General features: G+C 70.8%; 12 protein-coding genes and 4 pseudogenes. 6 read left to right on the top strand and 10 right to left on the bottom strand.

Annotated elements, in window-relative coordinates:
• Window positions 1-121: 121 nt before the first annotated feature.
• On the top strand, window positions 122-1075 hold the full coding sequence (locus EV562_RS02885) for a TerC family protein (protein ID WP_133885027.1): 954 nt from the start codon (window positions 122-124) through the stop codon (window positions 1073-1075).
• An 83-nt stretch (window positions 1076-1158) separates the two neighbouring features.
• Here the strand turns inward: EV562_RS02885 and EV562_RS02880 are convergent, their stop codons facing one another.
• Complete coding sequence (locus EV562_RS02880; RefSeq protein ID WP_133885026.1) at window positions 1159-1722, bottom strand: NAD(P)H-dependent oxidoreductase; 564 nt, start codon at window positions 1720-1722, stop codon at window positions 1159-1161.
• A gap of 138 nt (window positions 1723-1860) precedes the next feature.
• Here EV562_RS02880 and EV562_RS02875 point away from each other — a divergent pair, with 138 nt between their 5' ends.
• Window positions 1861-2568: a TetR/AcrR family transcriptional regulator gene (locus tag EV562_RS02875; RefSeq protein ID WP_133885025.1), complete on the top strand. Its 708-nt coding sequence runs from the start codon at window positions 1861-1863 to the stop codon at window positions 2566-2568.
• A 72-nt stretch (window positions 2569-2640) separates the two neighbouring features.
• Window positions 2641-3674: pseudogene (locus tag EV562_RS02870) on the top strand (LacI family DNA-binding transcriptional regulator).
• 18 nt (window positions 3675-3692) lie between these two features.
• Here the strand turns inward: EV562_RS02870 and trxA are convergent.
• Entirely contained in the window at window positions 3693-4088 is a 396-nt protein-coding gene (gene trxA, locus EV562_RS02865; protein ID WP_133885024.1) for a thioredoxin, read from the bottom strand.
• A 119-nt stretch (window positions 4089-4207) separates the two neighbouring features.
• Here trxA and EV562_RS02860 point away from each other — a divergent pair, with 119 nt between their 5' ends.
• The gene (locus tag EV562_RS02860; RefSeq protein ID WP_133885023.1) at window positions 4208-5641 is read left to right on the top strand and encodes an NAD(P)/FAD-dependent oxidoreductase; all 1434 of its coding nucleotides are present in this window, start codon (window positions 4208-4210) and stop codon (window positions 5639-5641) included.
• 35 nt (window positions 5642-5676) lie between these two features.
• Here the strand turns inward: EV562_RS02860 and EV562_RS02855 are convergent, their stop codons facing one another.
• Window positions 5677-6333 carry a peptide deformylase gene (locus EV562_RS02855; RefSeq protein ID WP_133885361.1) on the bottom strand — a complete coding sequence of 219 codons (657 nt, stop codon included), beginning with the start codon at window positions 6331-6333 and terminating at the stop codon, window positions 5677-5679.
• Between the two features lie 54 nt (window positions 6334-6387).
• On the bottom strand, window positions 6388-6735 hold the full coding sequence (locus EV562_RS02850; RefSeq protein WP_133885022.1) for a tetratricopeptide repeat protein: 348 nt from the start codon (window positions 6733-6735) through the stop codon (window positions 6388-6390).
• Between the two features lie 128 nt (window positions 6736-6863).
• Here EV562_RS02850 and EV562_RS02845 point away from each other — a divergent pair, with 128 nt between their 5' ends.
• Together EV562_RS02845 and EV562_RS02840 are read left to right on the top strand one after the other, a co-directional pair.
• Window positions 6864-7829 (top strand): pirin family protein, encoded by a 966-nt coding sequence (locus EV562_RS02845; protein ID WP_133885021.1) that lies wholly within the window; start codon window positions 6864-6866, stop codon window positions 7827-7829.
• A gap of 1377 nt (window positions 7830-9206) precedes the next feature.
• On the top strand, window positions 9207-9437 hold the full coding sequence (locus tag EV562_RS02840) for a hypothetical protein (RefSeq protein ID WP_133885020.1): 231 nt from the start codon (window positions 9207-9209) through the stop codon (window positions 9435-9437).
• Between the two features lie 385 nt (window positions 9438-9822).
• Here EV562_RS02840 and EV562_RS02835 read toward each other — a convergent pair.
• The 6 genes and pseudogenes from EV562_RS02835 to EV562_RS02810 all read right to left on the bottom strand — a co-directional run.
• Window positions 9823-10359, bottom strand: a pseudogene (locus EV562_RS02835) (transposase); the annotation flags it as partial.
• 69 nt (window positions 10360-10428) lie between these two features.
• Window positions 10429-11286, bottom strand: coding sequence for an alpha/beta fold hydrolase (locus EV562_RS02830; protein WP_133885019.1), 858 nt, complete (start codon window positions 11284-11286; stop codon window positions 10429-10431).
• Window positions 11287-11456: 170 nt separating this feature from the next.
• Entirely contained in the window at window positions 11457-11693 is a 237-nt protein-coding gene (locus EV562_RS02825; protein WP_133885018.1) for a hypothetical protein, read from the bottom strand.
• A gap of 14 nt (window positions 11694-11707) precedes the next feature.
• A pseudogene (locus EV562_RS35415) lies at window positions 11708-12150 on the bottom strand (transposase family protein); the annotation flags it as partial.
• Window positions 12151-12348: 198 nt separating this feature from the next.
• On the bottom strand, window positions 12349-12891 hold the full coding sequence (locus EV562_RS02815) for a hypothetical protein (protein ID WP_133885017.1): 543 nt from the start codon (window positions 12889-12891) through the stop codon (window positions 12349-12351).
• A gap of 113 nt (window positions 12892-13004) precedes the next feature.
• Window positions 13005-13169 (bottom strand): annotated as a pseudogene (locus tag EV562_RS02810) (IS5/IS1182 family transposase); the annotation flags it as partial.
• Between the last annotated feature and the right edge of the window lie 167 nt (window positions 13170-13336).

Raw genomic sequence — 13336 nt, 5'->3', positions numbered from 1 at the left:
ACGCGCGCCCGGCTCGGCGCGCGGTACCGCGCACGGTCCCGGGTTGCCCGCCCGGCGGCGCGGAAACACCCTGATCAGGAACGGCCCCGTCCGCGATCCCGCCCCCGCACGAGGAGTACCGGTGAACGTCACCCTCAGCGTCTGGCTGCTGACCGTCGCGGGCCTGTGCGTGCTCGTCGCCGCCGACTTCTTCATCGGGCGCAAGCCGCACGACGTGTCCCTGCGCGAGGCCGGGATCTGGACGGCGGTGTGGGTGGTGCTGGCCTGTCTCTTCGGGGTGGGGCTGCTCGTTCTCGGCGGCGGCGGGCCGGGCGGCGAGTTCTTCGCCGGTTACCTCACCGAGAAGTCGCTCAGCGTCGACAACCTCTTCGTCTTCGTCCTGATCATGGCGAAGTTCGCGGTGCCCTCGCAGTACCAGCAGCGGGTGCTGATGGTCGGCGTCCTGGTGGCCCTGGTGCTGCGGGCCGTCTTCATCGCGCTCGGCGCGGCGCTCATCTCCGCCTTCTCCTGGGTCTTCTACCTCTTCGGCGCCTTCCTGATCTGGACCGCCTGGAAGCTGATCCAGGACGCCCGCGGGGGAGGGCACGAGCAGGAGGAGTACGAGGAGAACAAGCTGCTGAAGTCGATCGAGCGCCGTTTCGGTGTGGCCGACCGGTACCACGGCACCAGGCTCTGGGTGCGGCAGAACGGCAGGCGGGTCATGACGCCGATGCTGGTGGTGATGCTCGCCATCGGGTTCACCGACGTCCTGTTCGCCCTGGACTCCATCCCCGCGATCTACGGGCTGACCCAGGATCCGTACATCGTGTTCACGGCCAACGCGTTCGCCCTGATGGGCCTGCGCCAGCTGTACTTCCTCATCGGCGGCCTGCTGAAGAAGCTGGTCCACCTCTCCTACGGCCTGTCGGTCATCCTGGGGTTCATCGGCGTCAAGCTGGTGCTGCACGCCCTGCACGAGTCCGGTGTCCACGTGCCGGAGATCGGCATCCCGTTCTCGCTCGGCTTCATCGTGCTGGTCCTCGCGGTCACGACGGCGACGAGCCTGTGGACGACCAGGAAGCGGGAGCCGGCGTGACGCCCGGCGCGGCGGTGGCCCGGCACACGACGGGACCGGAGCTCGGTCGAGCTCCGGTCCCGTCGTGAGTCTTGCGGCGCCGGTCAGGCGGCGACGGGCTCGTCCGCGTGGCCGTGCAGGCGGGCGACGACCTCGGTCAGCTGCGCGGCGACCTCCGCGTCGTCCGCCGGGTGGGTCTCGGCGAAGCGGGTCATGGAACCGGGGATGGACAGCTTGAGGTCCTCGATCACCTTGCCGCCGGCGATGCCCACGGCCTTGCGGGCCTCGTCCTGCGCCCACACGCCGCCGTACTGGCCGAAGGCGGTGCCGACGACGGCGACGGGCTTGCCGGTGAAGGCGCCGGCGCCGTAGGGGCGGGACAGCCAGTCGATGGCGTTCTTCAGGACGGCCGGGATGGTGCCGTTGTACTCGGGCGAGAAGAGCAGGAAGGCCTGCGCGCCCTGGGCGGCCTCGCGCAGCTTGGCGGCGGCGGCCGGGACGCTGCCCTCGATGTCGAGGTCCTCGTTGTAGAAGGGGATCTCGGCGAGCCCCTCGAACAGCTGCACCTCGGCGCCCTCCGGCGCGAGCTGGACGGCTGCCTCGGCGAGCTGACGGTTGTGCGAACCGGCGCGAAGGCTGCCGACGAGCGCAAGGATGCGGACAGACATGAGTACTCCCACGGAAAACAGAGGGTGACGGGCGGGCCGAAACACTGCGGAAACGATCCGGACCGGGGTCCGTTTAATTTTCTAGCACGGCAAACGGACCGCGGTCCAGTTTTCTTCCCGGTGCTTTACGCTGGCTTCATGTCCGCCGCCCTGCCGCCCCTCCCGCAATCGCCTCAGGAGAACGCCGGCCCGTCCGAGCTGCTGCAGCTCGGCTCCGGGATCGACGAGGACGAGCGCTGCCTGCGCGCCGACGCCGCGCGCAACCGCGCCCGCCTCCTGGAGGCCGCCGAGCGCCTCGTCGCCGAGCAGGGCGCGGCCGCCCTCACCATGGAGGCGGTGGCCGCCGCGGCCTGCGTGGGCAAGGGCACGGTCTTCCGCCGCTTCGGCGACCGCACCGGGCTGCTCGCGGCGATGCTCGACCACTCCGAGCGCAAGTTCCAGGCCGCGCTCCTGAGCGGGCCGCCGCCGCTCGGCCCCGGCGCACCACCCGTCGAGCGGCTGCGGGCCTTCGGCTGCGCCCTGCTGAGCCGCTCCGTCGACCAGCTCGACCTGCTGCTGGCCGGGGAGCCCAGCGCCGAACGGCGCCACACCTTCCCCCCGCGCCGCTTCCTGCGCCAGCACGTGGCGCTGCTGCTGCGGGAGGCCGTGCCGGACGCCGACTGCGAACTCCTCTCGCACACCCTGATGGCCTACCTCGACGCGCCCCTCGTCCACCACCTCATCGAGCAGTGCGGGATGCCCCCCGAGCGGGTGCGGGCCGGCTGGCTCGACCTGGTCGCGCGGGTGACCCGCACCGAGCTCCCCGCCGCCGGGACCGCACCCTCGCCCTCCGCACCGCCGGTCTGAACTCCGCCCGGAGCGGACGACGTTGACCCGCCCGCTGCTCCGTGAGCGGCTTCTGCCAGGATGCCGTACGACATGGTGCAGACACCGAATCCGCCGCCCCCCGACTCCTCCGGCCCGCGTTCCGTGCCCACGAGCGCCGACGTGGCCCGCCTGGCCGGCGTCTCGCGCGCGACCGTCTCTACGTGCTCAACAACACCGGCGCCGTCAGGATCAGCGAGCCCACCCGGCACCGCGTCCGTGAGGCCGCCCGGGAGCTCGGGTACGTCCCGCACGCCGCGGCCCGGTCACTGCGCGCCGGGCACAGCCGGATGGTCCTGATGCCGGCGCCGTCCTTCCCCGTCGGACCGCTCTACAGCCGCTTCCTCGGCGAACTCCAGTGGGCGCTCGGCCGCCTCGACTACACCGTCGTGCAGTACGGCACCGTCGGCCTCCACGGCGACGACGCCGCCCGCGCATGGGCGGAGCTGCGCCCGGTCGCCGTCCTGGTACCCGGCTCCGGCATCGGCCCGCAGGGTGTGGAGATCCTCAAACGCTCCGGCGCCCGGGCGGTCGTCACCCTCGGCCCCGATTCCGTCGACGGGGCGCACGCCCTGCTCACCGACCAGGAGGGCGTCGGCCGGGCCGCGACCCGCCACCTCCACGACCGCGGACGCCGCCGCATCGGCGTCGTCGTGCCCGCGGAAGGGGGCCTGGACGTCTTCTCGGCGCCCCGCCTCGACGGCGCGCGCCGCGCGACGGCCGGCACCGAGGCCACCGTCACCGAGCTGCCGCTGCGCTACGACGAGCGCGACGCCGCCCGCCTCGCCGCGCGCTGGCTCTCCCTCGGGCTCGACGCGGTCTTCGCGTACAACGACGAGTACGCGATGCTGCTGATGCGGGCCCTTCAGGACGAGGGCCTCGCCGTTCCCCGCGACGCCGCCGTGATCGGCGCCGACGACCTGATGCTGGGCAGGCTGCTGCGGCCCCGGCTGAGCACCGTCCACCTGGAACTGCCCGCCGGCCGCGACCTGGCCGCGCTCGTCGACCGGGCGGTGCACGACCCCGAGGCCCCGCCCGAGCGCCACAAGGTGCTGGGCGCGAAGGTGGTGCACCGGGAGTCGAGCTGAAGGCGGCCGAACCGCAGGTTACTGGCCGTCCTCGCCGTTCTGCCCGGCCTGCGCCTGCTGCTCGGCGACGGCCTTGCGGACCTCGTCCATGTCCAGGTTCCGGGCCTGCCCGATGACATCGGTGAGGGCCTCCTCCGGCAGCGCGCCCGGCTGCGCGAACACGGCCACCTGGTCCCGCACGATCATCAGGGTCGGAATCGACTGGATACCGAACGCCTGCGCGAGCTCCGGCTGCGCCTCGGTGTCCACCTTGCCGAACACCAGGTCGGGATTGGCCTCGGCGGCCTTCTCGTAGACCGGGGCGAACTGACGGCACGGACCGCACCACGACGCCCAGAAGTCGATCAGCACGAACTCGTTGTCCGTGACCGTCTGGTCGAAGTTCTCCTTGGTGAGTTCCACGGTGCTGGTCATGAGGTGTTCCCTCTTCCTGATTCGGGGGAGAAGCCGTCGGCACAACACTGCCGACCTCGTGCGTATTCCGCGCGCGTACCCATGTGGCCACGCCGCACACCACCCACCAGACTGACCCCATGACGCAATCCGATTCCCTCACGTACGACGTCGTCGTGATCGGCGCGGGCCCCGTCGGCGAGAACGTCGCCGACCGCACCCGCGCGGCCGGGCTGTCCACCGCGATCGTGGAGAGCGAACTGGTCGGCGGCGAATGCTCCTACTGGGCGTGCATGCCCAGCAAGGCGCTGCTGCGCCCGGTCATCGCCCGCGCGGACGCCCGCCGCCTGCCCGGCCTCGCCGGAGCGGTCCAGGAACCCCTCGACGCCGCGGCCGTCCTCGCCCGCCGCGACGAGTTCACCTCGCACTGGAAGGACGAGGGCCAGGTCCAGTGGGTCGAGGGCATCGGCGCCGACCTGTACCGCGGTCAGGGACGGCTCGCCGGACCCCGCACCGTGGAGGTGGCCGACCCCGACGGCACCCGGAGGACCCTCACCGCCCGGCACGCCGTCGCCGTCTGCACCGGCAGCGCCGCGGCGCTGCCCCCGCTGCCCGGGCTCGCCGAGGCGCGTCCCTGGACCAGCCGCGAGGCCACCAGCGCCAAGAGCGCGCCCGGCCGCCTGATCGTCGTCGGCGCAGGCGTCGTCGCCGTCGAGATGGCCACCGCCTGGCAGGCCCTCGGCTCCCGGGTCACGCTGCTGGTGCGCGGCGACGGCGGACTGCTCGCCCGCATGGAACCGTTCGCCGGGGAACTGGTCGCCGACGCGCTCACCGAGGCCGGGGTCGACATCCGCACCGGCGTCTCCGTCGAGTCCGTCACCCGCGAGAACGGCACCGTCGTGGCGGTCACCGACACCGGCGACCGCCTGCAGGCCGACGAGATCCTCTTCGCCACCGGCCGGACGCCCCGCACCGGCGACATCGGCCTGGACACCGTCGGACTCGAGCCGGGCTCCTGGCTCGAGGTCGACGACAGCCTCCGGGTGACGGGCCACGACTGGCTCTACGCCGTGGGCGACGTCAACCACCGCGCCCTCCTCACCCACCAGGGCAAGTACCAGGCACGCATCGCGGGCGCCGCCATCGCCGCCCGCGCCTCCGGGGTACCGGACCTGGAGTCCGGCCCGTGGGGCGCGCACGCCGCGACCGCCGACCACGACGCCGTACCCCAGGTGGTCTTCACCGACCCCGAGGCCGCGTCGGTCGGCCTCACCCTGGCCGAGGCCGAGCGGGCGGGACACCGCGTCCGCGCCGTCGACGTCCCCATCGCGGTGGCGGGATCGAGCCTGTACGGCGACGGCTACCGGGGCCGCGCCCGCATGGTGGTCGACCTGGAGGACGAGATCGTGCGCGGCGTCACCTTCGTCGGGCCCGGGGTCGGAGAGCTGATCCACTCCGCGACCGTCGTCGTCGCCGGCCGGGTGCCGGTCAGCCGCCTGTGGCACGCGGTCCCGTCGTACCCCACGATCAGCGAGGTGTGGCTGAGGCTTCTGGAGACCTACCGGGACAATTGACGGGCCCGTCCGGGCGTCCGCGGGCCCGCGGTCGGTCAGTCCGCCGGGCCGGGCAGCTCGAACCCCAGCGCCGACGCCGCCCGCCGCGGCGTCGGCTGCGACCACAGCTCCGCCATCGCGGCGTTCGACGCCAGCGAACGCGGCTCGGCGCGGTCCAGGTACAGGGTGCCGTCCAGGTGATCCGTCTCGTGCTGCACGATCCGGGCCGGCCAGCCGGCGAACACCTCGTCCACCGCCCGGCCCCGCTCGTCCCGCGCCAGCAGCCTCACCTCGGCGGGGCGGGCCACCACCGCCTGCCAGCCCGGCACGCTCAGACAGCCCTCGAAGAACGCGGCCCGCCCGTCGCCGACGGGCTCGTACGACGGGTTCACCAGCACCCGGAACGGCTGCGGCACCCGCCGCCGTGCCACCCGCACCTCGTCCGGCACCGGCGCCGGGTCCTCGATCACCGCGATCCTGAGCCCCACCCCGACCTGCGGCGCGGCCAGGCCCACACCCGGCGCCGCGTGCATGGTCAGCCGCAGCGCCTCGACGAACCGCGCGAGGAGCGCGGGGGCAAGCTGCCCGTCGTACGGCTCGGCCACGCGCCGCAGCACCGGGTCCCCGGCCGCGACGATCGGCAACGGGCCGCCGACGGCGAGCAGTTCCTCGACCCGCTCGGCGAGCGGGGCGCGATCACGCGGATTGTCCATCCCGGCTCCCATCGCGGTTCCCATCGCGGTTCCCATCGCGCCAGGATGCCACGCTCAGACCTCGGTGAGGTCGCCCCCGAGGGCCGAGGCGATCCGCAGCTGGGCGTCGGCCTCCTCCTGCCGCCCCTGCCGTTCGAGGGTGCGGCCCAGCATCAGCCGGGCGTACTGCTCGACGGGATCGCGCTCCACGATGACCCGCAGCTCGGCCTCCGCTCGCCGCAGTTGGGCCGAGTGGTAGTAGGAACGGGCCAGCAGCAGCCGCGGGCCGGTCTGCTCGGGGACCTCCCCGACCAGTCCGTCCAGGACCCGCGCCGCGGCGGCGTAGTCCCTGGCGTCGAAGAACATCCGCGCGCGCTCCCAGCGCTCCGCCGGCGTTCCGTGGTCGTAGTACGTCGTGTCCACGAGAGACCTCCTTCGGCCCCTCCAACCACGCCGCACGGTTGAACATTCCACTACTGTTCGTCGCCCGCCACGGTGACGCCTCGGGGACCGCCCCACGCGGAGCACCGGCCGGGGGCTACTTTGGCGGTATGAGCAACCTTGACCGGGACGCGGTCCCCAGCCTGTGCGGCGGCCGCGGCTTCGTGGTGGCGGAGCCCGTACGCGAACTCCTGAGCCCGCGCAGCGTGAAACTCGGCGAGTCCACCGAGGTCCGCCGCCTGCTGCCCAACCTGGGCCGGCGCATGATCGGCGCGTGGTGCTTCGTCGACCACTACGGCCCCGACGACATCGCCGACGAGCCCGGCATGCAGGTCCCGCCGCACCCGCACATGGGCCTGCAGACGGTGAGCTGGCTGCACGAGGGCGAGGTGCTGCACCGCGACTCCACCGGGAGCCTGCAGACCATCCGCCCGCGCCAGCTGGGCCTGATGACCTCCGGCCGCGCGATCAGCCACTCCGAGGAGAGCCCGCGCGCCCACGCCCGCCTCCTGCACGGCGCCCAGCTGTGGGTGGCCCTCCCGGACGCCCACCGCCACACCGACCCGCACTTCGAGTTCCACGCCGAACTGCCCCACGTCACGGCCCCCGGCCTGACGGCCACCGTGCTCCTCGGCACCCTCGACAGCGCCGCCTCGCCCGGCACCACGTACACCCCCCTGGTCGGCGCCGACCTCGCCCTCACCGCCGGCACGGACGTACGCCTGCCGCTGGAAAGGGACTTCGAGTACGCCGTCCTCGCCATGAGCGGCGAGGCCCACGTCGACGGCGTGCCCCTGGTGCCGGGCTCCATGCTCTACCTCGGCTGCGGCCGCCGTGAACTGCCCCTGCGGGCCGACTCGGACGCGGGCCTGATGCTCCTGGGCGGCGAGCCGTTCGAGGAGGAGCTGATCATGTTCTGGAACTGGATCGGGCGCTCCCAGGAGGAGATCGAGCAGGCCCGCAGGGACTGGACGGAAGGGACCCGGTTCGGCGAGGTGAAGGGCTACGACGGCGCGCCGCTGCCCGCTCCGGAACTGCCCCCGGTGCCGCTGAAACCGCGAGGGAGGGTGCGCTGACCTTCGGTAATGCGTCGATTTTACTGACCGCCGGGGGGGGGTAGGCGGTCAGCGATCCTCGTTGCTTGCGGCCCCCCTGCCGGAAAGCTCCTGAACAGCTCGCCGACCTCAGGCCGTAGTGGTTGGCGACGCCACAGTGTGGCTGGCTGTGGGCAGCTGTGGCAGGACACTTGCTGACTCAATGCTGACTTTGCTGACGTGCCGTCAGGTGAGGTTAAAGGACCTGCGTATTTCCGGCGTTCGCGTAAATGTTTGCAGGGTTGGTAGGGGTCGGGGCGATGCTGACCTGCGCGGTGATCGAGTGATGGCACTCACGCGGCCGACACTGATCGCCGCTCCCACCCCTGTCGCCCGCAGCGGTGCCGGGTAGACGCTCGGCGTCAAGGCGTAGAGGCCGGCGATGCAGCCGTTGACTGTGACTCCGATGGCGGCGCCGACGCAGAAGGCCAGGACGAGTGTGTCGGTGGACGACGCGAAGGCAACGACGAGTGCTGCCGACACGAAGAGGTAGGTACGTAGGACGCAGCCGAGCGCGTACCGCGCGGCCAGTGCGCCCCCCTCCGCGTTACCTGGGATGCCGACCATGCCGCCCGCCGCTGATCACCGTTATGCGTCCGACCGAGCTGTACCCGAGTTCTCGTACGGGACTCTGCGCGCCGTGACGTTCTGGCGCGAGCTGCCCGGCGGCGACAACGACACCGTGTGGCGCCACCTCGAACGCTGTGAGCGCGGGCGGATCGTCCACGCCCTGTATTAGGGGACGTCCGACCGGGTCGGCACTCGCGTGCCGCTCACCGAGCACCCACACACGGCCGGCATCGTCGACTCCCTCGACGCCGAGGGCCACACCATTACGACCGGCGTCGACGCACTCACCGCGACGTACGTGCCCAAGGCGTTCCCCAACCGCCGTCATCGCGGCAGCCCGTTCGGAGGCTCCGACTACGACCCGCCCCCTGCACGACCTCATGGACGCACTCGACGAGACATGGTCAAGTTGACTGCGCGACATCAGGATCGCTCGCGCGCGGCCGATCGTCCCGGACGCCTACCTACCCGACCACGGCCCTGGCCGCGGCGCCTCGTTCGACGACGACCGGGAAATATGGGCCGCCCTGTCGATCCGCCCACCGAGGGTGCCAGCATCACCCTGTCGCAGTTCGCGATCAGAGTTGCCGAACATCAGGCGACGTCCTACGCAATCCTGCGCTAGGCCGTACCCTCCGTCGGCTACTCACCGGCCACATTCGGCATGGACGATCAGGGCGCCGTGACTGCGACCGAGGGCAAGGCGAGGATGCGGCGCTGCATGACCACCCGGGAGAAGAAGTCGCGTTACCGGGCGTCGGCCCTCGCCGGCATCCTGCACGGCGGGTCATGCTCGACCGCCGGCTGTTCACGCCCTCGCTCGTCGTCGAGCGGCCCCGAGTGGCGTTCGGCGACGGAGTGACCGAGGACCCAACCAGCGTCCCCCAAACCCTGTGGCTGTTAACACAGGCGCAGGCCGCGAGCGTCGACCCGGGGGTGCGCATCCTGCACCCCGATCGGAACGACGACGCCGTGCAAGCCGAGGTCGACCGCATCCTCGTCGAGACCGGCCAGCAGTAGCCGATCCCACGTAGTCGGGCGGAACGGCATAGGCGTCAGAGGGCACGAACCCTCTCATGAACCCATTTCAGCCAGTCACTGTCACTTTGACAAATTGACTGCGAGTTTCTCCAAGCGCCATGTAGGAATTAGTCAAGGCTGTGACAGTGGCCGCTTATATGTAAATGGTCACGCTCTTGCCGAAATTCAACAGAAAATACATTTCGCGGCTGTTTGCGCTGGTAAGAGGCCAGACTCATGCTCTGAGTCATGGACGTCGCCACCAGCGTGATCATCGCCATCTTCGGGGTTCTCGGGCTCTTGATCACTCTCATTGCCTCGACATTGCGTCAGCTCCCGGATCTCAGGGTCTGTCAAACGAGCGGTGTAACTTAGGTAGTTGGGGCTATAGACGGGCTGCCGACAGGCGGCCGTCGAAGGTGATGTCGAAGGCGTTCAGCGCGGTCTTCCAGCGCATGGTCCAGCGAGCCTGGCCCTTGCCCGTGGGATCAAGCGACGTGATCGCCATGTAGACGCACTTCAGGGCGGCCTGCTCGTTGGGGAAGTGCCCGCGGGCCTTGACCGCCCGGCGGATGCGGGCATTCACCGACTCGATCGCGTTGGTGGTGCAGACGATGCGGCGGATCTCGGTGTCGAACCGCAGGAAGGGGGTGAACTCCTCCCAGGCGTTCTCCCACAGTTTCACGATCGCCGGATACTTCCGGCCCCAGGCGTCGGCGAACTCGGCGAACCGGTCCAGGGCAGCCTCTTCGGTCGGCGCCGTGTAGACGGGCTTGAGGGGATTGTCGATCTTGTCCCAGTCCTGGCGGGCTGCATAGCGGAAGGGGTTCCGCAGCAGATGCACCACGCAGGTCTGCACGATGGTCCGCGGCCAGACGGTCTCCACCGCTTCGGGCAGGCCCTTCAGGCCGTCGCAGACCAGCATGAGGACGCCTGACGCCGCGGTTCTTTCAGCGGACGAGGCGGACGAGGAGTGGTGGGCCGACGGAGGTCAGGCCACCGCGTCGGCGCAGGTGGTGGGGGTGGCGTGCATGGGATCCAGGGCGTTTGCCACTTCGTGGAAGGCGATGTAGTCGGACAGCCCGATCGCAGCGTGGTCCGAGATGTCGGTAGGGCAGAGATCCTGTAGCAGCACGTTCCTCACCTCCGGTCCGCTAAGGAACTGGCTGGGGTACGGGGTGACCGCTTCGTCGTACCTGGTGGCGATGACGGTGTAGAGGACGCCGGCGTCGGTGTCGCCCCCGGCGTTGAGCCGGGTGAGGAACGCCGAGCCCGCGAGCTGGTCGGTGATGGCGGGGGCCGCCGCCGACAGGAGTTCGCCGGAGGCGGGGACGGACGGCAGGAGGGTAGCCAGGCCGTCCAGGGTGGTGCCGTGGTTGTCTGGGGCCAGGCCGACGAGGGCGTGGACCTGGGGGGCCCCGCCGAGGAAGCGCAGGTAGTAGCGCGGCATCATGCCGCCCTGGGAATGGCCGACGAGGTCTACCTGCCTGGCTCCTGTCGCCTCGCGGACGTGCTCGACGAAGTTCGCGAGCTGGTGGGCGGAGCGGTCGACGGGGCCGAGGCCGTGGAACAGGGGTATGCCCTCCCGCTGGCCGTAGTCGAGGGAGAAGACGCAGTAGCCGCGCCGGGTCAGGTAGGGAGCGAGGACGAGCCAGTTGTCTACGGCGTTTCCGAAGGTGCCGTGCACGAGGATGACAGGCCGAGGGTGCTCGGCCGACGGACGGCAGGAGTAGTCGTTCCATCCGCTGGTGGGACGATCGTCCGCGAGCGCGGCGGTGGCCGGTTGCAGGGCTATGACCACCGCACTGAGCAAGGACAGGCCAGCGGCGTGTGTGCGGGAGCGGTTCATCGAGCCGCCTTTCGGTGACGTGGAGGTTGATGGGGAAGCAACGCGGCGCACCTTCCGCGCCGCACGGGGCGGTTGGTGGCGGCTCGAGACGGGGTGCGTGCTCGGAAGGCCTTCCCGGCTGACCCCGCCGGTCACGCTCGTCACCCGGGCGGTCGCCTGGACGGTGGGGCTCACAGCAGGTCCCACCACCAGGCCGGGCAGGGCAACGGAAGCGGTTCGAGTCTGGAGACGACCGGGGTGTCGGTGTATCGGGTCGGCAGCGCGGCGTCGGCGCGCGGGTAGCGGCTGTTGCCGATCGCCCAGTCGGTGTTGGCGCGCAGCCACGGGCCGAGGCGGCCAGGTAGCGGCGCAGTTCCGGCGAGGCGTCGGCTGCGGCTTCCCCCGCAGGGCCGATCTTGGTGCGGCACATGGTGACGGCGAAGCTCGAAAGGCGGGTGGCCGCGCAGCGGAGCTTGCGGAGGAGACGTCGGCAGCCGAGGGCGGCGACGCCTGCTCGACCAGGTCCGGATCTTCGCGTGGACTGGTCTCACCGCCTGCTGGCCTGCGGGGAGGGGATCCCGTCGTACCCCCACGGGATGCGGACCGTGCCGCCGGCACCTCGCTACCCCGTGTCGGCCCAGGCACCGGATGCCGGCCTCGGCGAGGAGACCGACAATGCCGTGTTCACGGTCCGCGCGGACGTCTTGGACGGCGCCGGGGCCGGGCCTGCGACGTCCACGGCAGCCGGCCGAAGGGGGCGGCGATGACCTGCACGTTCATCCCGAGTCTCTTGTGTTTGCCGGAGTAGAGGGTGGGAGATTGGATGGCTTCGGTGACGTAGCGGTATGCGGTGGTGGTGCCGACGCCGAATCCGGTCTAGAGCTGGCACAGAAGAGCCCCACCCGCAGGCGGGCGAGCGTGCGGGCAGCCCGACGGGCGGCATCCAACCGCAGCTCACGGGAGCGGATCACGCGGCGATGCCGACGCAACCCTTGGGCGAGGAAGCGAAGGGGATGCGAACCGGTCCTCCGGACTCAGGCGACGCCCGGCCCTCGCAGACCGTCCGCTGCGAGGGCCGACGCGTCAGAGACCTGTCACCGTCAGGGTGGCGGCGAGGCTGCTCTTCGCGCTGATTCCCTCGTTCGCGCAGGCGACGGCGTTCAACGAGGGGACCTCCACCGTGCGCGTGACAAGGGCCCCCACGCCCAGACCGGACGTCACAGTGCCGGTGCCGATGCTGACGAAAGTGTTGTTCGCGGCAGTGGCGGTCGTGTACACGGTAAAGGTCACGGTGCTGCTCTGCCCGTTGTTCCAATGGAAGGTCATCGTCTGCGGACTCGGCGGGGTGATGATCAGCAGGCATGACGTGTCGGGCCGAACGGTGGTCAGGTCCATCTCGCCAGAGCTGATGTTCGTCAGCACCGAGGAGCAGTTGTACACGTCCTGGGCGTGAGTGGTCACCGTCTGCGGAGTGTTCTTGACCGGGGGGTCGAAGGTGACCTGCTGGCTCCCGGTGCACACGAGGTCGGTGGGAACCGCTTGGGCGACCGGCGCGGCCATCAGGGTCGTGGCTCCTGCCAGTGTCACTGTGGCTGCCACTGCCCCCACTTGGGTGCGGATCTGCATGACTTTCCTCCGAGGAAGTGAGCTTGCAGCGATTCTTGGTCTGTTGAGAATCGGCCCTGCCAGGAACAGACGCCTGTGTAGGCACGGCCGGCGACAACGGCGGCACGGTGGTGCTCGCAGGTGGCGGATAATGCGGTGGGTACGGGCTGCGGTGAGGTCTTGAGTGCCGCCCTGAAGGGCGGGTGAGATCCACAGCAGTGCGCCGGCCGGATCGGTGATGAACTGGACGTTCACGCCGCGCCGGCGCTGCTTGAGTAGTCCGCTGGGTTGTCGCCGACTGGCATGCGGCGGGTTGAGACGTCAGACACCCACCTCGACGGCGCACGGGAGAGCGTGCGTTGTGGCCCCCACCTCTCCTTCGTTGGAGTCACCCGGTCAGTGCCCAGGCTGAAAGCGCTCACTCGGAGAGACACTCTCAAGGTGGCGTGCACGCTGGGTGGCCGCC

This window comes from Streptomyces sp. BK208 (genome assembly GCF_004364245.1).
Lineage (GTDB): Bacteria > Actinomycetota > Actinomycetes > Streptomycetales > Streptomycetaceae > Streptomyces.
The sequence above is the reverse complement of the archived record's forward strand: the minus strand, read 5'-3'. Positions and strand labels throughout refer to the sequence as shown.

What these genes read in the sequence shown, in the direction of transcription:
- EV562_RS02840 (WP_133885020.1), top strand. Translation starts at nt 9,207, where the DNA reads ATGCTCGACCGCCGGCTGTTCACGCCCTCGCTCGTCGTCGAGCGGCCC.
- EV562_RS02875 (WP_133885025.1), top strand. Translation starts at nt 1,861, where the DNA reads ATGTCCGCCGCCCTGCCGCCCCTCCCGCAATCGCCTCAGGAGAACGCC.
- EV562_RS02830 (WP_133885019.1), bottom strand. Translation starts at nt 11,286, where the DNA reads ATGAACCGCTCCCGCACACACGCCGCTGGCCTGTCCTTGCTCAGTGCG.
- EV562_RS02860 (WP_133885023.1), top strand. Translation starts at nt 4,208, where the DNA reads ATGACGCAATCCGATTCCCTCACGTACGACGTCGTCGTGATCGGCGCG.
- trxA (WP_133885024.1), bottom strand. Translation starts at nt 4,088, where the DNA reads ATGACCAGCACCGTGGAACTCACCAAGGAGAACTTCGACCAGACGGTC.
- EV562_RS02855 (WP_133885361.1), bottom strand. Translation starts at nt 6,333, where the DNA reads ATGGACAATCCGCGTGATCGCGCCCCGCTCGCCGAGCGGGTCGAGGAA.
- EV562_RS02845 (WP_133885021.1), top strand. Translation starts at nt 6,864, where the DNA reads ATGAGCAACCTTGACCGGGACGCGGTCCCCAGCCTGTGCGGCGGCCGC.
- EV562_RS02815 (WP_133885017.1), bottom strand. Translation starts at nt 12,891, where the DNA reads ATGCAGATCCGCACCCAAGTGGGGGCAGTGGCAGCCACAGTGACACTG.
- EV562_RS02880 (WP_133885026.1), bottom strand. Translation starts at nt 1,722, where the DNA reads ATGTCTGTCCGCATCCTTGCGCTCGTCGGCAGCCTTCGCGCCGGTTCG.